The sequence below is a fragment of the Streptomyces sp. NPDC033174 genome (genome assembly GCF_055577795.1).
In genome coordinates this window covers 187,914-210,639 of sequence record NZ_JBVIPQ010000003.1, presented here as the reverse complement: position 1 = coordinate 210,639, position 22,726 = coordinate 187,914, and the positions used below count along the sequence as shown (strand labels likewise).

At 71.7% G+C, this 22,726-nt stretch carries 23 protein-coding genes; 8 read left to right on the top strand and 15 right to left on the bottom strand.

What is annotated here, in order from left to right:
• Nucleotides 1-23: 23 nt before the first annotated feature.
• A complete protein-coding gene (locus ACZ5VC_RS11110; protein ID WP_469119780.1) occupies nt 24-749 on the top strand; it encodes an MBL fold metallo-hydrolase in 726 nt (241 codons plus the stop codon).
• Nucleotides 750-900: 151 nt separating this feature from the next.
• Here the strand turns inward: ACZ5VC_RS11110 and ACZ5VC_RS11105 are convergent, their stop codons facing one another.
• Nucleotides 901-1,932, bottom strand: a complete 1,032-nt coding sequence (locus ACZ5VC_RS11105; RefSeq protein ID WP_469119779.1) for an NUDIX domain-containing protein — start codon at nt 1,930-1,932, stop codon at nt 901-903.
• A gap of 231 nt (nt 1,933-2,163) precedes the next feature.
• On the opposite strand from ACZ5VC_RS11105, the gene ACZ5VC_RS11100 reads away from it, so the two are divergent.
• On the top strand, nt 2,164-2,337 hold the full coding sequence (locus ACZ5VC_RS11100; protein ID WP_469119778.1) for a hypothetical protein: 174 nt from the start codon (nt 2,164-2,166) through the stop codon (nt 2,335-2,337).
• A gap of 53 nt (nt 2,338-2,390) precedes the next feature.
• On the opposite strand, the gene ACZ5VC_RS11095 is transcribed toward ACZ5VC_RS11100, so the two are convergent.
• Nucleotides 2,391-3,350 carry an ROK family protein gene (locus tag ACZ5VC_RS11095; protein ID WP_469119777.1) on the bottom strand — a complete coding sequence of 320 codons (960 nt, stop codon included), beginning with the start codon at nt 3,348-3,350 and terminating at the stop codon, nt 2,391-2,393.
• A gap of 216 nt (nt 3,351-3,566) precedes the next feature.
• Between ACZ5VC_RS11095 and ACZ5VC_RS11090 the strand changes: the two genes are divergently transcribed.
• Nucleotides 3,567-4,595: a LacI family DNA-binding transcriptional regulator gene (locus tag ACZ5VC_RS11090; RefSeq protein ID WP_469119776.1), complete on the top strand. Its 1,029-nt coding sequence runs from the start codon at nt 3,567-3,569 to the stop codon at nt 4,593-4,595.
• A gap of 321 nt (nt 4,596-4,916) precedes the next feature.
• Here ACZ5VC_RS11090 and ACZ5VC_RS11085 read toward each other — a convergent pair whose 3' ends face one another.
• From ACZ5VC_RS11085 to ACZ5VC_RS11060, 6 genes are all read right to left on the bottom strand, one after another.
• Nucleotides 4,917-6,713, bottom strand: coding sequence for a protein kinase domain-containing protein (locus tag ACZ5VC_RS11085; RefSeq protein WP_469119775.1), 1,797 nt, complete (start codon nt 6,711-6,713; stop codon nt 4,917-4,919).
• Nucleotides 6,714-6,796: 83 nt separating this feature from the next.
• Nucleotides 6,797-8,086 carry a DUF6986 family protein gene (locus ACZ5VC_RS11080; RefSeq protein ID WP_469119774.1) on the bottom strand — a complete coding sequence of 430 codons (1,290 nt, stop codon included), beginning with the start codon at nt 8,084-8,086 and terminating at the stop codon, nt 6,797-6,799.
• A gap of 153 nt (nt 8,087-8,239) precedes the next feature.
• Nucleotides 8,240-9,202, bottom strand: a complete 963-nt coding sequence (locus ACZ5VC_RS11075; protein ID WP_468707641.1) for an electron transfer flavoprotein subunit alpha/FixB family protein — start codon at nt 9,200-9,202, stop codon at nt 8,240-8,242.
• 55 nt (nt 9,203-9,257) lie between these two features.
• Nucleotides 9,258-10,043: an electron transfer flavoprotein subunit beta/FixA family protein gene (locus ACZ5VC_RS11070; protein ID WP_468707640.1), complete on the bottom strand. Its 786-nt coding sequence runs from the start codon at nt 10,041-10,043 to the stop codon at nt 9,258-9,260.
• A 190-nt stretch (nt 10,044-10,233) separates the two neighbouring features.
• Nucleotides 10,234-10,740, bottom strand: a complete 507-nt coding sequence (locus tag ACZ5VC_RS11065) for a flavin reductase family protein (RefSeq protein ID WP_469119773.1) — start codon at nt 10,738-10,740, stop codon at nt 10,234-10,236.
• Nucleotides 10,741-10,934: 194 nt separating this feature from the next.
• Entirely contained in the window at nt 10,935-11,294 is a 360-nt protein-coding gene (locus ACZ5VC_RS11060; protein WP_469119772.1) for a TlpA family protein disulfide reductase, read from the bottom strand.
• A gap of 320 nt (nt 11,295-11,614) precedes the next feature.
• On the opposite strand from ACZ5VC_RS11060, the gene ACZ5VC_RS11055 reads away from it, so the two are divergent.
• Complete coding sequence (locus tag ACZ5VC_RS11055) at nt 11,615-12,337, top strand: lysophospholipid acyltransferase family protein (RefSeq protein ID WP_469119771.1); 723 nt, start codon at nt 11,615-11,617, stop codon at nt 12,335-12,337.
• Between the two features lie 87 nt (nt 12,338-12,424).
• Here ACZ5VC_RS11055 and ACZ5VC_RS11050 read toward each other — a convergent pair whose 3' ends face one another.
• From ACZ5VC_RS11050 to ACZ5VC_RS11025, 6 genes are all read right to left on the bottom strand, one after another.
• Entirely contained in the window at nt 12,425-13,024 is a 600-nt protein-coding gene (locus ACZ5VC_RS11050) for a transglutaminase-like domain-containing protein (RefSeq protein ID WP_469119770.1), read from the bottom strand.
• Nucleotides 13,025-13,108: 84 nt separating this feature from the next.
• On the bottom strand, nt 13,109-14,179 hold the full coding sequence (locus ACZ5VC_RS11045) for a threonine aldolase family protein (RefSeq protein ID WP_469120206.1): 1,071 nt from the start codon (nt 14,177-14,179) through the stop codon (nt 13,109-13,111).
• On the bottom strand, nt 14,176-14,934 hold the full coding sequence (locus ACZ5VC_RS11040; protein WP_469120205.1) for an SDR family NAD(P)-dependent oxidoreductase: 759 nt from the start codon (nt 14,932-14,934) through the stop codon (nt 14,176-14,178). Before ACZ5VC_RS11040 ends, ACZ5VC_RS11045 begins: the two co-directional genes overlap by 4 nt.
• A gap of 32 nt (nt 14,935-14,966) precedes the next feature.
• Complete coding sequence (locus ACZ5VC_RS11035) at nt 14,967-16,370, bottom strand: DUF6421 family protein (RefSeq protein WP_469119769.1); 1,404 nt, start codon at nt 16,368-16,370, stop codon at nt 14,967-14,969.
• Between the two features lie 81 nt (nt 16,371-16,451).
• Entirely contained in the window at nt 16,452-17,438 is a 987-nt protein-coding gene (locus ACZ5VC_RS11030) for an alpha/beta hydrolase (protein ID WP_469120204.1), read from the bottom strand.
• 44 nt (nt 17,439-17,482) lie between these two features.
• Nucleotides 17,483-18,631: an LLM class flavin-dependent oxidoreductase gene (locus tag ACZ5VC_RS11025; protein WP_469119768.1), complete on the bottom strand. Its 1,149-nt coding sequence runs from the start codon at nt 18,629-18,631 to the stop codon at nt 17,483-17,485.
• Between the two features lie 51 nt (nt 18,632-18,682).
• Here ACZ5VC_RS11025 and ACZ5VC_RS11020 point away from each other — a divergent pair, with 51 nt between their 5' ends.
• A complete protein-coding gene (locus ACZ5VC_RS11020; protein WP_469119767.1) occupies nt 18,683-19,294 on the top strand; it encodes a PadR family transcriptional regulator in 612 nt (203 codons plus the stop codon).
• A 297-nt stretch (nt 19,295-19,591) separates the two neighbouring features.
• Nucleotides 19,592-20,275 carry a glycerophosphodiester phosphodiesterase gene (locus tag ACZ5VC_RS11015; RefSeq protein ID WP_469119766.1) on the top strand — a complete coding sequence of 228 codons (684 nt, stop codon included), beginning with the start codon at nt 19,592-19,594 and terminating at the stop codon, nt 20,273-20,275.
• Nucleotides 20,276-20,302: 27 nt separating this feature from the next.
• Here ACZ5VC_RS11015 and ACZ5VC_RS11010 read toward each other — a convergent pair whose 3' ends face one another.
• Nucleotides 20,303-20,854, bottom strand: a complete 552-nt coding sequence (locus tag ACZ5VC_RS11010; RefSeq protein WP_469119765.1) for a GNAT family N-acetyltransferase — start codon at nt 20,852-20,854, stop codon at nt 20,303-20,305.
• A gap of 227 nt (nt 20,855-21,081) precedes the next feature.
• On the opposite strand from ACZ5VC_RS11010, the gene ACZ5VC_RS11005 reads away from it, so the two are divergent.
• Nucleotides 21,082-21,654: a DUF5134 domain-containing protein gene (locus ACZ5VC_RS11005; protein WP_469119764.1), complete on the top strand. Its 573-nt coding sequence runs from the start codon at nt 21,082-21,084 to the stop codon at nt 21,652-21,654.
• 119 nt (nt 21,655-21,773) lie between these two features.
• Nucleotides 21,774-22,709, top strand: a complete 936-nt coding sequence (locus ACZ5VC_RS11000) for a M56 family metallopeptidase (protein ID WP_469119763.1) — start codon at nt 21,774-21,776, stop codon at nt 22,707-22,709.
• Nucleotides 22,710-22,726: the final 17 nt, after the last annotated feature.

Genomic DNA, 22,726 nt, shown 5'->3' with positions numbered 1-22,726 from the left:
TGCGCGGCCCGTACGTTCGCCGCATGGACTTCATCGAGGTGCTCCCTCACCGGCTGCACATGCTGCGCTTCTCCATCGGACAGGCCTATCTGTGGCGCGACCGCGCCGGTGACACGGACGAGCTGACGCTCGTCGACGCCGGCTGGGTCGACGCCGCCGACGAGATCGAGCAGGCGATACGCAAGGCGGGCCTGCGGCCCGAGGACATCCGGCGCATCGTGCTGACGCACTGCCATCGCGACCATGTGGGCGCGGCCGGCGAACTCGCGGCCCGGTACGGCGCCCAGGTGCTGGCCCACCGCCTGGACGCGCCGGTGATCCGCGGCGAGGCGCCGGTCCCCGACCCCGTACTGCTGGACTGGGAGGTCCCGCTGTACGAGCACGGGCTCACCGTCCCCGAGGCGCCGCCGACCCGGGTGGACCGGGAGCTGGAGGACGGCGAGGAACTCGGCTTCGGCGACGGGGCCCTGGTGGTGCACACCCCCGGGCACACGGACGGTTCGATCGCGGTCCATCTGCCCCGGCACGGTGTGCTGTTCACGGGTGACACGGTGGCCGCCGTGCAGGGGGTCACGCTGGGTGTCTTCCATGTGGACCGGGAGGAGGCCAAGGCGTCGATGCGCCGGCTGGCTGGGCTCGCGCCGACGACGGTCTGCTTCGGGCACGGTGAACCGCTGACCGTCGACGCGGCGGCGGTCCTGAGCGCGGCGGCCGACCGTGACGCCGCGCCCTCGGACGCCATGGAGTAGACGGCGCCGCCCCGTGGCCGGAGCGCGCCCCGAGCGGGGACGCTCCTTGGACGGGGCCGCGCCCCGAACGGCGCCGCCCACCGGACAGGGCCGCCGCCCGCCGGACAGGCCGCCGCCTGGGCTGCCAAGGCTCCGCCGGGCAGGGCGCGCCCTACACGGGGACGCCCGCCTCCAGGTTGAGCACGGTGGAGCGCTCCCGGGCCCGCAGCGCCCAGCGCAACCGCTGGTAGCGGACCGGAGGCAGCAGGTCCGCCGCCTCCTCCTCGGTGACGAAGCGCCAGCCGCGCAGCTCGGACCCGGGCAGCAGCAGGCGCTCCGCCGCGTCGGCGGCGAGCCGTCCGCCGTCGAAGAGCAGCCGGAGACCGCCGTACGCGGGGGGTCGGGGCGCTTCCCAGTCCACGACCAGCAGCCGTGGCACGGCGTCGAGCCGCAGACCTATCTCCTCGGCGACCTCCCGCATTCCGGCGCGGGCGGGCGGCTCACCGGCCTCGACCACGCCGCCGGGAAACTCCCACCCCGGTTTGTAGGTGGGGTCGACCAGGAGCACGCGGTCCTGTTCGTCGAAGAGCAGCACCCCGGCGGCGAGGGTCTCGCCGGTGGGCTCCGGGGTCTGCACGATCTCGCAGGAGCGGGCCTCGCCGGTGCGGACGGCTTCGGCGATGGCCCGGGCGGTCTCGGCGGGGCTCAGTGCGGAGTTGTCGACGAGGTGGGCGTCGGCGGAGAGCCAGCCGAGGGCGGTGCGGTACGGCTCCAGAGGGTCGTACGGCCAGGTGCGTACGCGCTCGTCCGCTCCATCGGCCACGAACTGCCCGCGCCTCTCCATTCGCTCGCGCAGGATCGTTTCGTCCGGGGCGAGGAGAACATGGCGCACCTGGATGCGCCGGGAGGCGAGGCCGCCGAAGATCTCGTCCCGGTACTCCTGGCGCAGCAGGGCCATGGGCACCACCAGCACCCCGCCGACGTCGGCGAGCAGTGCCGCGGCCGTGTCGACGACCATCCGGCGCCAGATCGGCAGGTCCTGAAGGTCGTTCACCTCGGCGAGACGCTTCTGCGGCAGCAGGTCGCGCAGCGCAGCGCCGGTGAGTTCGGGGTCGTACAAGGTGCTGTGCGGGATCAGATCGATCAGTTCGCGCGCGGCGCTGGCCTTGCCCGCACTGAACGCACCGTTGATCCAGACAATCACGGTTCCCCCTCTGCCGTAGCCCCCTGTGGCTTGCCCGCAACACCCTGCCACGGAAACGCGCGTCCCGAACCGGCGCGGCGCCCCGTACACAACTGTGGCCGGGCTGTTGCGCTGCCTGCGCCACCACGGGGCACATGTGAGACGTCCCACTTCACGAACTGGCGTGTCCATGGAGCCGTAACACTTCAGGACGGAACGTCGTTGGATTCGGCGATGACGAGGGGGTACGGAATGCGCCGTACAGTGCTGGAGAAGTTTCCCGCGGGGGGTCCTCGCGGGAGTTGGCCCGCCGAGGAGCTCGCGCGCACCCTGCGGGACGAGGGACAGGCCGCGGAGGTGGTCATGGACCTGGAGTCGGACGCGTTCCTGGTGATCGTGGAACAGAGAACGGAATCGCCTCACTGACCGGGCGGGCGGCTCGCGCCCGCCGAGTCCGCCGGGTCCCCGCACCATCCGCCTCAACCGCTGAGCGTCGCCGCCGTCCCGGCCGTCCTGCGCGGCGAGGCGGCGGCCGCAGCCCCCAGCAGTCCGGCGTCCGTCCCCGTCATCGCCGGAGCGACCGTCAGCCGCTGGACGAAGGACAGCGTGGCGTAGTCGCGCAGGGCGCGCCGCAAGGGCGCGAACAGGACATCGCCCGCGCCGGCCACTCCCCCGCCGATGACGGCGATCTCGATCTCGACCAGGGTCGCGGTCGCCGCGATACCGGCCGCGAGGGCCTGGGCAGCACGCTCGAACGACGCCACGGCCACCGGGTCCCCCGCCCGGGCCGCGGCGGCCACGGCCGCCGCGGTGGTGTCGCCGTCGGGGCCCGGCAGCCAGCCGTTCTCCAGCGCCCTGCGGGCGATGTTGGGGCCGCTGGCGAGCCGCTCCACACAGCCGCGCGCCCCGCACGGACACGGATCGCCGTCGAGATCCACGCTGATGTGCCCGATGTGACCGGCGTTGCCGGTGGGACCGGGGTGGAGCTTTCCTCCCAGCACCAGGCCTCCGCCGACGCCCGTCGAGACGACCATGCACAGGGCGTTGTCGTAGCCGCGGGCGGCGCCCTGCCAGTGCTCCGCCGCGGTCATGGCGACGCCGTCGCCCACCAGGGTGACGGGGCGGCCGCCGGTGGCCCGCCGTACCCGCTCCACCAGCGGGTAGTCCCGCCAGCCGGGCACATTGACCGGGCTGACCGTCCCCGCCGACGCGTCGACCGGGCCCGCGCTTCCGATGCCCACCGCGCCGGCCGCGTCCCATCGAGGGGAGGTGGAGAGCTCGGCGAGGACCGCCTCGACGGCTCCCATCACCGTCTCCCCGTCCTCGCGCGCCGGGGTGGGCCGCTGTGCCCGTACGTGAATCCTCCCGCGAGCGTCCACCAACGCGCCGGCGATCTTGGTGCCGCCGATGTCGAGCGCTGCGACGAGGTCGGTATGCATGGGCGCGGTATCTCCAGGTGGGCGGTCGGACCAGTGGATTCGATGAACAGTCTCCATTCCCCTGACAACGTTGTCCAGGGCCTATGCTCGACGCCACAGCCTCCCACAGGCCGAACCGGCACCGGAGCGACATCCGGACGGACTTCGGACAGACGCCGAAGAGGCACTTGACAGCCCCGGACCTGGCGCCGGACGAGACGAACAGGACAGCGCACTGTGGCCGACACCGCCCGCCGCACCGAGAACCGCTACGGCATCCGGCCGACGATGAAGGACGTCGCAGCCCGGGCCGGAGTCGGCCTCAAGACGGTCTCCCGGGTGGTCAACGGCGAACCCGGCGTCACGCCCGACACCGAGCGCCGGGTCACGGAGGCCATCGAGGCGCTCGGTTTCCGCCGCAACGACAGCGCCCGCGTCCTGCGCAAAGGGCGGACCGCGTCCGTGGGGCTCGTCCTTGAGGACCTGGCCGACCCGTTCTACGGACCGCTCAGCCGCGCCGTGGAGGAGGTCGCCCGGGCCCATGGCGCGCTGCTCATCAACGGTTCCAGCGCCGAGGACCCCGACCGGGAGCAGGAGCTGGTGCTCGCCCTGTGCGCCCGCCGCGTCGACGGCCTGATCGTGATCCCGGCCGGCACCGACCACCGCTATCTGGAGCCCGAGATCAAGGCCGGCATCGCCACCGTCTTCGTGGACCGGCCGGCCGGCCGGATCGACGCGGACGTCGTCCTGTCCGACAGCTTCGGCGGTGCCCGCGAGGGCGTCGCCCATCTGATCGCCCATGGCCACCGCCGCATCGGATTCATCGGCGACCAGCCGCGCATCCACACCGCCACGGAGCGCCTGCGCGGCTACCGAGCGGCCATGGAGGACGCCGGGCTGCCCGTGGACGACTCCTGGGTCTCTCTCGGCCCAACGGACCCCGAGCGGGTCCGGGAGGCGGTCACGGCGATGCTGACGGGCCCGGAACCGGTCACCGCGCTCTTCGCCGGCAACAACCGGGTGACCGTCACGGCGGTGCGGACCCTGGCGGGGCGGGAGCGCCCGGTCGCCCTGGTCGGCTTCGACGACATCGAGCTGGCGGACCTCCTCGGCATCACCGTCATAGCCCAGGACGCCGCCGCCCTGGGACGCACGGCGGCGGAGCGGCTCTTCCGCCGTCTGGACGGCATCGACGACGAGCCCACGAAGGTCGAACTGACGACCTCGCTGATCCCGCGCGGCTCGGGAGAGATCGCACCGGCCTGAACGCGCGCTCTGCCAGCCGGGTGAGATCCCGCGCGCGGCCGAACTCGCCCCCTGTCAGCGGGGGTTGGCCACGGTCCGGATCCGCTGCAGCCGCTCGTTCCAGCTGAAGAAGGAACTCCGGGAGATGGTCTTTCCCCTCGGTATCGCCTTCATCGGTGTGGTCACCGTGCTCTAGAGCGTTGCCACGCAGGCCGCCAGCCTGGCGGTCCTCGTCCTGCTGGTCGGGTTCCTGGTGAACATGCGGCTGCGCGGCGGGCTCAATCAGCGGGCCAAGCGGCTCGGTGGGGCTCCCGAGCGGGAGTGAGGCGCGGCCGGGTCCCGTCAGCAGACCGGCAGGCCGGGCACCGGCTGGTTGTTGTCCCCGCCCTTGATGTAGACGACGCTGAAGTAGACGTTCGTGTTGCCGCTGTCGTCGTCGGTCCGGGCCCACCAGGTGTTGGTCCATTGGCCGTAGGTCTCGCGGCGGCCCAGGTCGACCTGACAGTAGAAGTAGTTGGTGCCGGCGTTGAGGACGCCCATCTCGCCGCCCGAGTGGCTGTAGGTCTTCTCGGTGCGCCAGACGTTGCAGTTGTACTTGCCGCCGCCGATGGAGTGACAGACCGGCGCGGGGTCCGGGCCGGAGGCTCCGCCGGTGGTCGTGGTGGAGCCGCCCGTCGTGGAGCCGCCCGTGGTTCCCCCGCTGCCGCCGGTGGCGCTGCCGCCCGTCGTGGTCGAACCGCCGCCGGTGCTCGCTCCGCCGTCGCTGCCGCCGGGCCCCTTGCCGCCGGTCGCCCCTCCGGGCACGGGCGCCTTGTGCGACGGCGCGGGCGATGGCCTGGCGCCCGCCTTCGACGGCGTGGCGCTCGGCTTGCCCGTGGCCGGTGTGTCGGCGCCGGGTTCGAGGACGTGGCCGGGGCTCGCCTCGGGGGTGCGGGCCCGGCCGCCGGCCAGCTGCTCCCGCTCGGTGTTCTGCCCGTGGTCCATGAGGGCGTACGTCACTCCGCCGCCGGCCAGGACGACGGCGGCCACGGTGGCGGCCACCAGGGCCGTGGAGCGGCTTCTGCGGGGCGCGGGGGGCGCGGTGGCCGACTGCGGCGCCGGCTGCCGCGGCGCAGCCGGATTGAATCCGTCCGGCTGGGGCACCGGCGCGCCGAAACCGCCGGGCCCGTTCGGAGCGGCGCCGAAACCACCCGGCTGGGGCTGCGCAGGACCGAAGCCGTCCGGCTGATGCGGCACCACGTTCCGTTCGGTCGGTACGCGGGTGTGCGCCGGCGGGCCCAGGGGCATGGTCGGGCCGGTGTCCTGGCCGTCGGCCACGGCGGTCAGGAGTCGCGCGGCCGTGGCGGCGTCGGGCCGCCGGGCCGGGTCCTTGTGCATCAGCAGCTGGAGTACGGGCGCGAGCGGGCCGGCCCTGTGCGGCTCCGGAAGCGGTTCCGCGACGATCGCCGTGAGCGTCGACCAGGTCGACGTACGCCGGAAGGGTGAGGCGCCCTCCACGGCCGCGTACAGCGTGGCGCCGAGGGCCCATACGTCGGACGCCGGTCCCGGGTCCTGCCCCTGGGCGCGCTCGGGCGCCAGGTAGTCCAGCGAGCCGACGATCTCGCCACTGCGGGTGAGGTGGGTGGTGGAGCCGTCACCGGGGTCGTCCATGGTGGCGATCCCGAAGTCGGTGAGGACGACCCGGCCTCCCCTGTCCAGCAGGACGTTGCCGGGCTTGACGTCGCGGTGGAGGACGCCGACCTCGTGCGCCGCGGCGAGGGCCTCCAGCACCTTGGCGCCGACCCCTGCGGCCTCGCGGGGGTCCATGACGCCACGCTCGCCCAGGACGTCGTCGAGGGAGGGGCCGTCGATGAGCTCCATGACGATGACGGGGCGGCCCTGGTGGTCCGTCACGTCGTGGACGGAGATGACCCCGGGGTGGCGCACCCGCGCGGCGGCCCGGGCCTCGCGCTGCATGCGCAGCCGCAGGTCGGCGAGTTCGTGTCCGGCGGAATCCGTGTAGGTGCGCAGCTCCTTCACCGCCACTTCCCGGCCGAGCACTTCGTCGAGCGCGCGCCAGACGACGCCCATGCCACCGCGACCGAGCTGCCGGACGACCCGGTATCGCCCCGCGATCAGTTCGTTCTCCCCCGAAGACACCGCTGCCCCGTTCCCTGTGTCGTGTTCCCGTCCGAACGCGTACAGAGTACGGGGCAGCGATGACTGTCCTGACGTCCGCTCGTCTACTGGGCGGTGGCCGTCAGGTCCCCGCGGCGCGGGGAAGCGAAGCGGTCGAGATCGGCCCGGGACAGCCCGGTGATGCCGGCGACCTCGTCGGTGTCCAGGGCGCCGCAGTCGATGCCGCGCAGCAGGTAGGAGCTGAGGGCCTTGGCGGTGGCGGGCTCGTCCATGACGTCGCCGCCGGCGTGGTTGGCGTACGCGGCGAGGCGCGCCGCCGCGGTCTCGAAGCCCTCGCGGTAGAAGGCGAAGACGGCCGCGTAACGGGTCGGGATGTGGCCCGGGTGCATGTCCCAGCCCTGGTAGTAGGCGCGGGCCAGGGCACGGCGGGTGAGGCCGTAGTGCAGGCGCCAGGCCTCGTGGACGTGCTCGGTGGTGCCGACCGGCAGGACGTTGGTGGAGCCGTCGGAGACCCGTACGCCGGTGCCCGCGGCGGCGACCTGCATGATCGCCTTGGCGTGGTCGGCGGCCGGGTGGTCGCTGGCCTGGTAGGCGGCGGAGACGCCGAGGCAGGCGCTGTAGTCGAACGTGCCGTAGTGCAGTCCGGTGGCGCGGCCCTCGGCGGCGTCGATCATGCGGGCGACGGCGGCGGTGCCGTCGGCGGCCAGGATGGACTGGCTGGTCTCGATCTGGATCTCGAAGCCGAGGCGGCCGGCGTCCAGGCCGTGGGCCTTCTCGAAGGCCTCGAGCAGCCGGACGAAGGCCGTGACCTGCTCGGGGTAGGTGACCTTGGGGAGGGTCAGAACCAGGCCGTCGGGGAGGCCGCCGTGCTCCATGAGGCCGGTGAGGAAGATGTCCGTGGTGCGGATGCCGCGGTCGCGGACGGCCGCCTCCATGCACTTCATGCGGATGCCCATGTACGGGGCGGCGGTGCCGTTCGCGTACGCCTCCGAGATCAGGCGGGCGGCGCGGGCGGCGTCGGCGTCCTCGTCGGCGCCGCTGTAGCCGTCCTCGAAGTCGACACGGAGGTCCTCGATCGGCTCGCGCTCGAGCTTGGCGCGTACGCGGTCGTGGACGGGCCCGGCGAGCTCGTCGGAGAGGCCGAGGACCGACGCGAGGGACGCGGCGTCCGGAGCGTGCTCGTCGAGGGCGGCGAGGGCCTGGTCGCCCCAGGAGCGGATGGTGCCGGCCTCGAAGACGTCACCCGGGACGTAGACGGTGTGGACGGGCTGGCGGGTGCCGGGGTCTCCGGGGTAGCGGCGGGCGAGCTCCGCGTCCACCGCTTCGAGGGAGGCGCTGATGGCCTCGCTGACGCCGCCGGCGAGGCTCGTTGCCACCTTCTCCTGCTGACCCATTCCCACACCCTTCTCATTTCCGCTTCACGGAATCAATAATCCGTATAGCGAAGTTAGTAGTCTCTCCGGGCCTGAGTCAATGGTTGTCCGAAACGACCGGGGGCCGCACGGTGAAGATCACCGTACGGCCCCCGGGCCCAGCAGAAGCGCAGGTCAGCCCTTGCGGGACTGAACTTCCTGGGTCAGCTGCGGGACGACGTCGAAGAGGTCGCCGACCACGCCGTAGTCGACCAGGTCGAAGATCGGGGCCTCGGCGTCCTTGTTGATCGCCACGATCGTCTTCGAGGTCTGCATACCGGCGCGGTGCTGGATCGCACCGGAGATGCCGGAGGCGATGTACAGCTGCGGCGAGACCGACTTGCCGGTCTGGCCGACCTGGTTGGAGTGCGGGTACCAGCCGGCGTCCACGGCGGCGCGCGAGGCGCCGACGGCGGCACCGAGCGAGTCGGCGAGCGCCTCGATGATCGAGAAGTTCTCGGCGCCGTTGACGCCACGGCCACCGGAGACCACGATCGCGGCCTCGGTCAGCTCGGGGCGGCCGGTCGACTCGCGCGGGGTGCGCCCGACGACCTTGGTGCCGGTGGCCTTCTCGGAGAAGGAGACCGTGAGGGCCTCGACGGTGCCCGCGGCCGGGGCGGCCTCGACGGCGGCCGAGTTCGGCTTGACCGTGATGACCGGGGTGCCCTTGGAGACACGGGACTTGGTGGTGAAGGAGGCGGCGAACGCGGACTGCGTCGCGACCGGACCCTCGTCACCGGCCTCGAGGTCGACGGCGTCGGTGATGATGCCGGAGCCGATGCGGACCGCGAGGCGGGCCGCGATCTCCTTGGCCTCGGCGGAGGAGGGGACGAGCACGGCGACCGGCGAAACGGCCTCGTACGCGGCCTGGAGCGCGTCGACCTTCGGCACGACGAGGTAGTCGGCGAACTCGGGCGCGTCGGCCGTGAGGACCTTCACGGCGCCGTGCTCGGCGAGGGCCGGGGCGGTGGCCTCGGCGCCGGCGCCGAGGGCGACGGCGACGGGCTCGCCGATGCGGCGGGCGAGGGTCAGCAGCTCGAGGGTGGGCTTGCGGACGGCGCCGTCCACGTGGTCGACGTAGACGAGAACTTCAGCCATGGGACTTCAATCTCCTGCGAACGAAGAATCTGCGGGCGTGGGGTGGGCTGAAGCCCTAGATGAACTTCTGGCTCGCGAGGAACTCGGCCAGCTGCTTGCCGCCCTCGCCCTCGTCCTTGACGATCGTGCCGGCGGTGCGGGCCGGACGCTCCGCGGCCGAGTCGACCTTGGTCCAGGAGCCCTCGAGGCCGACCTCGTCGGCGTCGAGCTCCAGGTCCTCGAGGTCCAGGGACTCGACCGGCTTCTTCTTGGCGGCCATGATGCCCTTGAAGGACGGGTAGCGGGCCTCGCCGGACTGGTCCGTCACGGACACGAGGGCCGGCAGGGAGGCCTCGAGCTGCTCGGAGGCGCTGTCGCCGTCACGGCGGCCCTTGACGGTGCCGTCCTCGACCTTGACCTCGGACAGCAGCGTGACCTGCGGGACGCCCAGACGCTCGGCGAGAATGGCCGGCAGCACGCCCATGGTGCCGTCGGTGGAGGCCATGCCGCAGATGACCAGGTCGTAACCGGTCTTCTCGATGGCCTTGGCGAGCACCAGGGAGGTCGCCATGACGTCGGAGCCGTGGAGGTCGTCGTCCTCGACGTGGACGGCCTTGTCGGCGCCCATGGACAGCGCCTTGCGCAGCGCGTCCTTGGCGTCCTCGGGACCGACGGTCAGCACGGTGATCTCGGCGTCGTCCGCCTCTTCGGCGATCTGCAGCGCCTGCTCGACCGCGTACTCGTCCAGCTCGGACAGCAGGCCGTCGACGTCGTCCCGGTCCACCGTCAGGTCATCGGCGAAGTGCCGGTCGCCGGTGGCGTCGGGCACGTACTTCACAGCTACTACGATCCTCAAGCTCACGCCGGCTCTCCTACTGCATCGTCATTACTGGGCTGCCTTGTTGCACGCAGCATAGGCGCCTGAAGGGACGGTTTCCGGTTGGGGCGGCGGACGCCCCGACCGAAATATTACTCGTCAGTACACCCAGTGCGTGCCCAGTAAGCAAGCGCTCGTAACTGTGACCTTCACAACGCTCCGTAATCGGGAACTCTCAGTCGCGCAGACCGTTGAAGCGTCCCTGGTGGTACAGCAGCGGACGGCCCACGCCGTCGGGGTCCCCGTGGACGGCCTCGGCGATCACGATGCGATGGTCCCCGGCGGGCACGCGGGCGACGACCCGGCACACCAGCCAGGCCAGTACGCCGTCGATCAGGGGGACGCCCTCCGGGCCGCTGTGCCAGCGCGTCGGCGCGCCGAAGCGGTCGGCGCCGCTGCGCGCGAAGGTGGCGGCCAGCTCGCTCTGGTGCTCGCCGAGTATGTGGACGCCGATGTACTCGGCCTCGGAGATGACCGGCCAGCTGGAGGAGGAGGTGCCCACGCCGAAGGAGACCAAGGGTGGCTCGGCGGCCACGGAGTTGAGTGAGGTGGCGGTGAAGCCGACGGGGCGCTCGCCCTGTGCGGTGATGACCGCGACACCGGCGGCGTGCTGCCGGAAGACGGAGCGGAACACATCTGAGGTGGCTTGCCGAGGTATGCGGAGCTCGGGCGATACCGTCATGGAATTGTCCTTCTGCAAGGGATGCGTACGGGTCCGTGGCTGCTCAGACACCCGGACAGCGAGCGCTCGCGTTGCGGGCCAGGTCCACGTGGGCGCGGCCGTAGAGAAGGATTTCTTGGGGCACCGCGCCAGCCTGACGATGGTTGGCAGGCACAGTCAAGTGCGCACCGGGTTCTGGGAGATGCGTCACGGCGTCAGACCGCCCGGCCCAGCGCGGCGATGACATCGGCCCTGCGCGGCTGTCCGGCGGCCCTGCGGACGATCCGCCCCGAGGCGTCCAGCACCAGGACCGTGGGGGTCTTCACGATCTCCAGCTCGCGCACCAGCCCGAGCCGTTCCTCGGCGTCGATCTCCACATGTCCGACGCCGTCGATCATGGCCGCGACCTCGGACAGGGTCCGCCGGGTCGCCCGGCACGGCTGACAGAAGGCGCTGGAGAACTGCACGAGCGTCGCCCGCCGCCCCAGCTCCGTGCCCAGTTCGGCGGCTCCGAGCCGCCGCTCGCGCCCGCCGCCGGCGTCCGGCCGGCCGCCGTCACTGTCGCCCTCGTGCACCGGGGGCCTCCTGTCCCGATCGTCACTTCGCGTCACTTCCCGTGACCTCCACGCACTGTGCAGCGTCGCACAGCGCCCCTTGATTCCCGGCCGCACTCCCGGCCGCGCATTCCCGGTGCGGCGCCGGGTAGGCCTCTGACAGGCCGGTTTGCACCCACCGGGCGTGATGAGGATCTCCCCTCAATCTCCCCGGCGGAAAGCCCCAGGACTGGTCAGCGCGGCGCGTATGGGGCACGATCTGCTCGAATGCCGAAACCTACGGCCGCGTAACTTCCGCCGGGAGAACCCTCCCAAGGCACACAAAGAAGGGTCCCCACCAGATGGCAGAACTCGTCTATCGGCCGGTCATCGGCGCCGCTCTCACGATGTTCAAGGCGCTCGACCTGAAGATCGACACACAGGGTTCGGAACACATCCCCCGTCAGGGCGGAGCGGTGCTGGTCAGCAACCACATCAGCTATCTGGACTTCATCTTCTCGGGCCTGGCGGCGCTGCCCCAGAAGCGCCTGGTGCGCTTCATGGCCAAGGACTCGGTCTTCCGGCACAAGATCTCCGGCCCGCTGATGCGGGGCATGAAGCACATCCCGGTCGACCGCACGCAGGGTGAGGCGTCCTACCAGCACGCCCTTGACTCCCTGAGGTCCGGCGAGATCGTGGGCATCTTCCCCGAGGCGACGATCTCGCAGTCGTTCACGCTCAAGAGCTTCAAGTCGGGCGCCGCGCGTCTGGCGCAGGAGGCCGGCGTCCCGCTGATCCCGATGGCCCTCTGGGGCACGCAGCGGGTCTGGACCAAGGGCCGTCCGCGCAACTTCAAGCGCAGCCACATCCCGGTGACGATCCGGGTCGGCGAGCCCATGGAGGCGCCGACCGACCAGTACGCGGGTGCGATCACCCGGCGCCTGCGTGAGCGGGTACAGGAGCTCCTGGAGGCCGCTCAGCGCGCCTATCCCGTGCGCCCCAAGGACGCGGGCGACACCTGGTGGGTGCCCGCCCACCTCGGGGGCACGGCTCCGACGCCGGCCGAGGTCCGCGAGCGGGGCTGAAACGTCTTTCCGGGGTACGGGATCGATCCGTGCCCCGGGGGCCGGCCCTTCGGACGCGTGCACCCGTGCACGCGTCCGGTTCTTTCCTCAGAGGTCCGTGGGAAGCGTCTTCCAGAGGTACGCCCGGTCCGGGGCGGCCCGCAGGGCGCTCAGCACGACCGGGTGCGGTTCCGCGTAGAGAACCGGGTAGTCCACCTCACCGAGCTCCGGTCGCACCGGGAAGGCCAGCTTCTCGCCGTCCAGGGAGAACTGGGCGTCCACACCCGCCTTGTTTCCGCGCGGGTCCTGCCGCGCCCATGCCGTCTCGCCGGGCAGCTTGACCGCGACCAGGCCGTGGATGACGGGGTTGCCGCCGTCGTCGTCGGCGAGCCGCTGGTAGCACAGGGCCGCCGGGATGGACTCGGCCCGTAGCAGCGCGGCCAGCGCGTGGGACTTGGCGTAGCAGACGCCGGTTCCTTCGGCGAGGACGTCCGAGGCCCGCCAGGTCACCTGCAGGGCGCCGGAGTCCTCGGAGTGCGAGATGGAGTCACGGACGAATTCGTATGCCGCTTTGGCGTATGCGTATGCGTCGCGGTGGTCGGCCCGCAGCTGGGCGGCGGTCTTGATCACTAGCGGGTGCTCATGGTTGATGGTCTCGTCCGGGGCGAGGTAGGCGGTCAGTTGAGGCGCTTGCTGGATCAGCTCCATATCACTGAACTCTACGAAAACGACCGACCGGAAGTCAATAACTTTCCGGTCGGTCGAATATTTATGCAGAGCGATCGCTGCGGCCTAGCGCGCCATCTCTTCCTTCAGCGCCTGCAGGAACGCATCCACGTCGTCCTCGGTGGTGTCGAAGGAACACATCCAGCGGACGTCTCCGGCCGCCTCGTCCCAGAAGTAGAAGCGGAAACGCTTCTGCAGCCGCACGCTGACGTCGTGGGGCAGCCGGGCGAAGACCGCGTTGGCCTGGACGGGGTGGAGGATCTCCACACCGTCGACCGCGCGCACGCCCTCGGCCAGCCGCTGCGCCATCGCGTTGCCGTGCCGCGCGTTGCGCAGCCACAGGTCCTTCGCGAGCAGCGCCTCCAGCTGCACCGACACGAACCGCATCTTGGAGGCGAGCTGCATGGACATCTTGCGGACGTGCTTCATATGGCTGACGGCGTCCGGGTTGAGGACGACGATCGCCTCACCGAACATCATGCCGTTCTTGGTGCCGCCGTACGACAGGACGTCCACACCCACCGCGTTCGTGAACGCGCGCATCGGCACGTTCAGCGATGCGGCGGCGTTGGCTATCCGGGCGCCGTCGAGGTGGACCTTCATGTTCCGGGCGTGCGCGTGCTCCACGATGGCCCGGATCTCGTCCGGCGTGTAGACCGTGCCCAGCTCGGTGTTCTGGGTGATCGACACGACCTGCGGCATCGCGCGGTGCTCGTCCTCCCAGCCCCACGCCTGCCGGTCGATGAGCTCCGGCGTCAGTTTGCCGTCGGGCGTCGGCACGGTGAGCAGCTTGAGTCCGGCCATCCGCTCCGGCGCGCCGCCCTCGTCCACGTTGATGTGCGCGGACTCGGCGCAGATCACCGCGCCCCACCGGTCGGTGAGGGCCTGGAGCGCGGTGACATTGGCTCCCGTGCCGTTGAAGACCGGGAAGGCCTCCGCGGTGGGGCCGAAGTGGCTGTGCATGACCCGCTGGAGGTGGTCGGTGTACTCGTCCTCGCCATAGGCGATCTGATGACCGCCGTTGGCGAGGGCGAGCGCGGCGAGGATCTCCGGGTGGACGCCGGCGTAGTTGTCGCTGGCGAATCCGCGGACCGAGGGGTCGTGGTGACGACGTGCGTCGGTGTTCTTCGGGATCACGGCTTGGGGGTCAGCCACAGGCGCTGTCCATTCACTTCACGTGCGGGCCGGTCCCAGACTCCGGCGATGGCCTCGGCCAGTTCCTTGACGTCCGTGAAGCCCGCGAACTTCGCATTGGGGCGCTCGGCGCGCATGGCGTCGTGCACCAGTGCCTTGACCACCAGGATCGCAGCCGCGGCCTTCGGCCCGTCCTCGCCCCCCGCCTTGCGGAAGGAGTCGCCGAGCGCGAGGGTCCAGGCCTCGGCGGCGGCCTTCGCGGCCGCGTAGGCGGCGTTGCCCGCGGTCGGCTGGGACGCCCCGGCGGCGCTGACCAGCACGTACCGGCCGCGGTCGCTGCGCATCAGCGGCTCGTGGAAGGCGAGCGAGGTGGTCTGGACCGTACGGATCAGCAGTTTCTCGAGCAGCTGCCAGTCGGCCAGGTCGGTCTCGGCGAAGGTGGCGCCGCCGCGCCAGCCGCCGACGAGGTGGACCAGGCCGTCGATCCGGCCGAACTCCTTCTCGGTCTTGTCCGCCCAGTCGCGGGCCGCACCGACGTCGAGGAGGTCGACCGTGTCACCGATGACGGTGGCTCCGCCGTGGGCGTAGCGGGCGGCGTCGACGGCCTCGGCGAGCCGGGCAGCGTCGGCGTCGGCTCCGACCACGATCGCGCCCGCCTCCGCCAGCCTCAGCAGCGTGGCGCGGCCGGCGGGGCCTGCCGCGCCGGCCACCGCGATGACGGCGCCTTCCAGCGGTCCGCCGTTCCCGTTGCCGTTCATGGTCGTCTCCTCCGGGTTCTCCGTGCGAGAGTTCACGCTGCAGCCTGCTCGGTCCGAGAAACGTCGGAGGCGGTGATGCCCTTGGTGGAGGCGATCACATCCTTCAGCTTCTTGGAGAGCGCCTCATAGAACATGCTGAGCGGAAACTCGTCCGGAAGCACGTCGTCGACGAGTTTGCGCGGCGGCTGGGTCAGGTCCAGGGCGTCGGGGCCCTTGGCCCAGCGCGATCCGGGGTGCGGGGCGAGGTAGGTGGAGACCAGGTCGTACGCGGCGAACCAGTGGACCAGCTTCGGCCGGTCGATGCCGTCGCGGTACAGCTTCTCGATCTCGGCGCAGAGCTGGTTGGTGACCTCGGGGGCCCGCTGCCAGTCGATCTTGAGCGTGTTGTCGGTCCAGCGCACCACGTCGTGCTTGTGCAGGTACGCGAAGAGCAGCTGGCCGCCGAGACCGTCGTAGTTGCGGTTGCGGTCACCGGAGACGGGGAAGCGGAACATCCGGTCGAACAGCACGGCGTACTGGACGTCCCGGCCGTGCGCGTTGCCCTCGGCCTCGAGCTTCACGGCCTCCTTGAAGGCGGTGAGGTCGCAGCGCAGCTCCTCCAGGCCGTACATCCAGAACGGCTGGCGCTGCTTGATCATGAAGGGGTCGAACGGCAGGTCGCCGTGGCTGTGGGTGCGGTCGTGGACCATGTCCCAGAGCACGAAGGCCTTCTCGCAGCGGTCCTGGTCGCTGACCATCTCGCGGATGTCATCCGGGAGTTCGAGACCCAGGATGCGCACCGACTCCTCGGTGACGGCGCGGAAGCGGGCGGCCTCGCGGTCGCAGAAGATCCCGCCCCAGGTGAAGCGCTCGGGAGCCTCGCGCACGGCGATGGTCTCCGGGAAGAGGACGGCCGAGTGGGTGTCGTACCCCGCGGTGAAGTCCTCGAAGGTGATGCCGCAGAAGAGCGGGTTGTCGTAGCGGGTGCGCTCCAGCTCGGAGAGCCACTCCGGCCAGACCATGCGCAGGACGACCGCTTCGAAGTTGCGGTTCGGGTTGCCGTTCTGCGTGTACATCGGGAAGAGGACGAGGTGCTGGAGGCCGTCCACGCGGTTGGCCGCGGGGTGGAAGGCGAGCAGCGAGTCCAGGAAGTCCGGGACCGCGAAGCCGCCGTCGGCCCAGGCGCGCAGGTCCTTGGTGAGGGCCTCGTGGTAGGCGGCGTCGTGCGGGAACAGCGGGGAGAGCTGCTCGACCGCGGCGACCACCCGGTCGACCGTGGCCCCGGCGAGCGCGCGGGAGGGCGCGCCGTCGGCCTCGAAGTCGATGGAGCCGTCCTTGGACTGCCACGGGCGGATCTGCTCCACCGCATTCTTGAGCTCGGGCCAGGCAGGGTGTTCGACAGCCTTGGAGGCGGCTATGTCCCCGCCCACCACGTCCTGCACAAGAATTTCCGTCATGCCACTTCCTCCACAGGAGAACCTCGCGTCAAGACACCGTATAGGTGCGAGGTTCTCCCAGACAAGAGGAGGGGAGAGAAATTATCCTGTGCGACCCCCATGGTCACCGCCGTTTTTCCTGTCACGGAGGGTTGTGGCAATCGCATCCGCTGCGGCGCCGAGCGCCAGCGCCGCCTCGTCCAGGTACTCGGCGAGCGCCAGGAAGCCGTGGAACATCCCCGGATGGTGCCCCTCGGTGGCCTCCACCCCGGCGGCCCGCAGGGCCTTGACATAGGCCCTGCCCTCGTCGCAGAGCGGGTCGCAGCCGGCCGTGACCACGTGGGCGGGCGGCAGCCCCGAGAGGTCGGCCCGCAGCGGCGAGGCCAGCGGATGGCCGCCGTCGCCCTCGGGCCCGAGGTACTGCTCCCAGAACCAGCGCACGTGCGCGGCCGTGAGGTAGCAGCCCTCGGCGTTGCTCCGGTACGAAGCGGTGTCCTGACCCGCGTCGGTGGCCGGATAGATCAGCACCTGGCGGGCGAGTGCCGGACCGCCCCTGTCCCGGGCGAGCAGCGCGGCCGCGGCCGCGAGGTTCCCCCCGGCGCTGTCGCCGGCGACCGTGAGCGCCGACGGCTCGCCGCCGAGCTCGGCGATGTGGGCCCCGGCCCAGCACAGGGCCGCGTAGGCGTCCTCCACCGGCGCGGGGAAGCGGACCTCGGGAGCCAGCCGGTAGCCGACGGAGACGATCACGGCCGAAGCCGCCCGGCAGAGGCCGCGGCAGGTCCGGTCGTGGGTGTCGAGACCGCACAGCACCCACCCGCCGCCATGGAGGAAGACCACCGTCGGATGCGGCCCGGGACCGGACGGGCGGTAGATCCGCACGGGGATGGACGGAGCGCCTTCGGGACCGGGCACCGTGCGGTCCTCGACCGAACCGACCGGGGGCGGCCCGGCGGGTGGCCGGGGGGCGGCGGCGAGGATGCGCCGGGCTTCGGCGGCGTCGGTGACGGTGCCTCCGACATCGGGGAAGAACGCGGCGAACGCCTTTACATAGGGCCTGGCGGCCGGATCGAGCCGGTCGTGCCCGGGCACGGCGCCGGGCTCGTCGGCGGGCGGGGTCTTCGTCGGGCGCGTGGTCACGGCGTCTCCCCCGCGGCTCGCTTTCCCTGGCCCCGGAAGTGCGGAATGACCTTCTCGCCCCACTGCCGCAGGGTCTCCATGCAGGCCTCCTGCGGCACCGTGCCCATCTGCACCAGACACATGATCTCGTCGGCTCCGGCGTCGCGGAGGCGTTCCACGTACGCGATGGCGTCCTCGGCGGTGCCATAGGCGTGGTCGGCGTTGAAGGTGGCCGTGGAGCTCGGCCGGACCGGAATGTTCTGCTCGTTCAGGCGCGCGACCACCTGCTCGGCCGCCGTGCGCATCGCGGCGGCCTCGTCCGCGCCCTCGACCACCGCCTCGTCCGGGATGCCCGCCCCGCCGTACCAGTGGCCGATGGACTGGGCGAAGAAGCGCTGTCCCCGCGTGCCGATGCGCCGCGCCTCCGCCCGGTCGTCGAGCACGATCGTCGGGCACAGCACCGAGAAGTGGTCGTTGACGACGGTCGACACGAACCGCTCCCCCGTGCGTGCCGCGCGCGCCGCGTCGTACGCGCTCCGCATCCCGGCGATCGACTCGGGCCCGGCGAATCCCATCACCAGCGCCCCGATGCCGAGCTCGGCGGCCCGGGTGAGCGTCTCCGTTCGGCTGCAGGCCAGGAAGAGGGGCGGGTGCGGGGCCTGCCGGGGGCGCGGCAGGATCGGATGCGGACCGATCCTGAGCAGCTCCCCCTCGTACTCCAGCTCGTCCTTCTGCCAGGCGCTGCCGATGATCCGCAGGGCCTCCTCCACCTCCTGGGCCGTGCGGTCCCGGTCGACACCGCACAGCGAGGTCTCCTGTTCCGTACCGCCCCGGCCGGCGCCGAGGTCGAGCCGGCCGCCGGAGAGCAGATCGAGCATGGCCGCGCGCTCGGCGACCCGTACCGGATGGTTGAAGTTGAACGGCATGCAGACGACACCGTGGCCGATGCGGATCGTCGAGGTCCGCGCCGCCACCCAGCTGAGGAAGATCTCGGGGGCGGACATGTGGGCGTACCACTTCAGCGCGTGGTGTTCGACCGCCCAGATCCGGTCGAACCCCATCTCCTCGGCGAACACCGCCTGTTCGACACAGTCGTGGATGACCTGGTGCTCGCGCTCAACGGTCGGATCGGCCAGCTGCGCCTCGAAGATCACGGAGAACTTCAAGGTCCCTCCCGGGGGTTGTGTTCGTGCCATGGCCTTACTTCAATAAGCCATATGACTAGTCGTCACATCTCGAAGAAGCAAGAGCAGCGCCAGGAACTGCCGCCGACCGCCTGGGCGGTGCTCGGGCTGCTGTCCTTCCCCGGCGAGCGCACCGGCTACGACCTCAAGAAGTGGGCCGACGCCTCGCTGCGCTTCTTCTACTGGTCGCCGGCGATCAGCCAGATCTACGCGGAGCTGCGACGGCTGGAGGAGCTGGGCTACGCCACGTCACGGCGCTCCGGACCCGAGGAGCCGCGCACCACCCGCCGCTACACGATCACCGAGGAGGGCCGGGCCGCCCTCGCCGGCTGGGCCGAGGACGGCGACAGCGGCCCGGCCGTGCTCAAGCACCCCTTGGTGCTGCGGGTCTGGCTCGGGCACCTGGCCGCTCCCGAGCGGCTGCGCGCGCTGGTCGAGGAGCACATCGAGCGGACGCGCGGCGAACTGAAGGAGGTACGGGACGCCCTGGCGCGGACCGAGGGGGTGGCCGCATGGGGCCATCCGCAGGTCGCGCTGCGCTGGAGCGAGCGACGGCAGCTGGCCGAACTGGAGCTGGCGCGGGCGATGCTCGACGATCTGGAGCTGCTGCGTCAAGGCCCGCGGGACGCGCCCACGCACGGGTGAAACTGCTCGCCCCGAGCCGCCCGCCGGCGATAGACCTGACTCTCCGCCCCAGCCTCGCGCCCCCGGAGCAACAGCCCATGAGCACCCGTGCCGTCCTTGTCGCAGCCCTTCTCACCGGCCTCGTCCTGGGGGTGGCGGGAACCCGGACGGATGCCTCCGTTCCCTCGCGCGGGACCGGATACATCGTCGATGCGGGCCGTTAGGCTGCGGCCGTGCCGCGTGGGGTACCAGTGCCGTACGGGAGCGGCGCGCCCCTGAAGCGACCCGAGCCGAAGCATCGACGGAAGCGAGAAGATCTTGAGTTTCCTCACCATCGGTCATCGCGGAGTCATGGGTGTCGAACCTGAGAACACCCTGCGCTCCTTCGTCCGCGCGGAAGCCGCGGGCATGGATGCCATCGAGCTGGATCTGCATCTGAGCAAGGACGGCGCCCTGGTCGTCATGCACGACGCGGAGGTGGACCGTACGACCGACGGCTCCGGACCGATCGCCGACCGGACCCTCGCCGAGCTGCGTGAGCTGGACGCCGGGCAGGGTGAGCGGATCCCGGTCTTCGAGGAGGTCCTGGACGCCGTGCGGGCACCGCTCCAGGCCGAGATCAAGGACGTGGCGGCGGCCCGGGCGCTCGCCGAGGTGATGCTCCGGCGCGACCTGGTGGGACGCGTGGAGGTGTCCTCGTTCCACGACGAGGCGATCGCCGAGATCTCCCGGCTGGTGCCAGGCGTACGGACGGTGCTGATCGGCAGCCACTGGGGCGCGGACATCGTAGACCGCGCCCGGGCCGTCGGCGCCGGCGCCCTCGCGCTGAACATCCGCCGGCTGACCCTGGAGACCGTCGAGCAGGCGCACCAGGCGGGACTCCGGGTCATCGGCTGGGTGGTGAACACCCAGGACCATCTGCGGCTGGTGCGCGCGCTGGAGCTCGACGGTGCGACGACCGACTATCCGGAGATCCGCCGCACCGGCCGCTTCACCGCCTGAGCGCCGGGCGTCCGGAGCGCGGCGCCGTCAGCCGAGCTCCTTCACCAGCAGCTCGAACTGGAGGTCGTCGCGCTGCGGGAGGCCGAAACGTTCGTCGCCGTACGGGAAGGGCGTCATCCTTCCCGTACGGCGGTAGCCCCGCCGCTCGTACCAGGCGATCAGTTCCTCGCGCACCGAGATCACGGTCATGTGCATCTCGCGCGCGCCCCAGACCTCGCGCACACTGCGCTCCGCTTCGGCGATGATCTGCCGTCCGAGGCCCGCGCCCTGGAGATCGGGCCGGACCGCGAACATGCCGAAGTAGGCGGCCTCACCGCGGTGTTCGAGCTGGCAGCAGGCGACCGGCTCGCCGTCGCGCTCCACCACCATCAGGCGGCTGCCAGGGGCCGTGATCACCTCCCGGACGCCTTCCGGGTCGGTCCGCTGGCCCTCCAGGATGTCCGCCTCGGTGGTCCAGCCGGCCCGGCTGGAGTCGCCCCGGTAGGCCGACTCGATGAGCGGGACGAGCACGGGCACATCGGCCTCGACGGCATCGCGGAAGGTCAGCTGTCCGGAATCACGGGGCGGTGCGGTGTCCATGCGGAAACTCTCCGTTCTCTGCTGGGCCGTGCGCCGCTCGGCCGCCGGGCCGTGAACCGGCGTCCGCGGAGCGCTCACATGCCCCACGAGACTATCCCGGCCCACCGACGGCGGTCCGGGCCCTCGTTCGGGCGCCCGACGCGCTCCCCTCGTACACCCCTGCGCCCGCGTGCGCGTGACGCCCGGCGGGCATGGACCGGTCGACACCGTCGAACGGGAGGTGGCCCGTGCACGGACCGGCGATGTCCGGCTGGCTGCTGGTGGCCCTGTGCACGGCGGCCGGGTCGTACTGCCTGCTGCGCAGACGCGGCTGTTCCGGCGCGGAGCGCAGGGCGGCGGGGGCCGAGGCCCTGATGGGCTTCGGGATGGCGGCGATGGCGGTGCCCGCCTCCGTGCTCGCGCCGCCGGACTGGGTCTGGATCGTGTACGCGACGGTCTTCGGGGCCGCGGCGCTGCGGGCGCTGGGGGCGGCGGCGCGAGGCGGCGGGCACCATCTGCACCATCTGACGGGGTCCCTGGCGATGGTCTACATGGCGGTCGCGATGGCCGGGTCGGGAGGCGCGGGCGGCGCGCACATGGGCCATGGAGCCGCAGCGGTGGCCTCCGGAGTGCCGCTGGTGACCGGCGGGCTGCTCGTCTACTACACGGGGTACGTGCTGCACGCAGGTGCGCGGCTCGCCCCCGTCGGCGCGGCACCGGCCGGGGGCCCGCCCCTGTCCTGGGCCGTGAGGCCGGAGCTGACCCTGGTGTGCCGGCTGTCCATGGGGCTGGCGATGGTCGCGATGCTGGTCACGCTGTGACGGACGCGTCCGGGGCGCGGGATACGCCGCCGGAGCGGGCCGGCGACGCGACCGTGGCGTGCGTCACTTGCCACCCGAGGCCATACCCGGGAGTAGCCCCTCACTCATAGGCTGGCGCCATGGTTGTCTCCCTCGCGCTGCTCGCGCTCGGCACTGTGACGGCCGTTGTCGCTCCCCGGTTTCTGGCGCGGTCCGACTGGGCGGAACGCGAGCCGGTGGTGGCGCTGTGGATGTGGCAGTGCGTGGTGGCCGGGGTCCTGCTGAGCTTCGCGCTGTCGATGACCATCAGTGCGGCGGCCGCCTGGCAGGCGGTCCGGGGGCAGGTGTTCGCGCCCGCGCCGCGCGGAGTGATGGAGGCCTACGCCCTGGGCACCCACCAGCCCTGGTCGGCGGCGCTCGCCGTGCTCCTGGCGAGCGGAGGCCTGTGGACCGGTGCGATGCTCACCCGGGAGATCCGTCGCGCGAGGGCCCGCCGCAGGCGGAGCCGTGACGAACTGCTCGTGCGTTCTCCCCTGTTGCCCGGCGAGAAGCCCGGCACCGGACCGTTGGTCGTCCTGGAGGGTGAGCGCCCCGACGCCTGGTGGCTGCCGGCCGCCGCGCCCCAACTGGTCATTACCACCGCGGCCTTGCGGCGGCTGAAGGGCCGCCAGCTGGATGCCGTACTCGCCCATGAGCAGGGACACGCGCGGGCCCGGCACGACTGGCTGTTGCACTGTTCGGCCGCGCTCGCGGGCGGCTTCCCGGGCATTCCGGTCTTCGCGGCGTTCCGCGGGGAGATGCACCGTCTGGTGGAGCTGGCCGCCGACGATGTGGCGTCGAGGCGCTTCGGCCGCTTGACGATCGCCCTGGCGCTGGTCCAACTCAACGAGCACCGTGGGGTGTTCGGGCCCTGTCCCACCCCCGGCGCCGAACTTCCGCAGCGGGTGAACCGGCTGCTGACCGCCGCGCCCCGGCTCACCGCGGGGCGGCGGCTGCGGCTCACCGCCGCCGCGGCGCTCGTCCCGGTCGTACCGCTGCTGGTGGCGTTCTTCCCCGGCCTCAGCGCGCTGGGTTAGCCCGTCCCGCCGGCCGT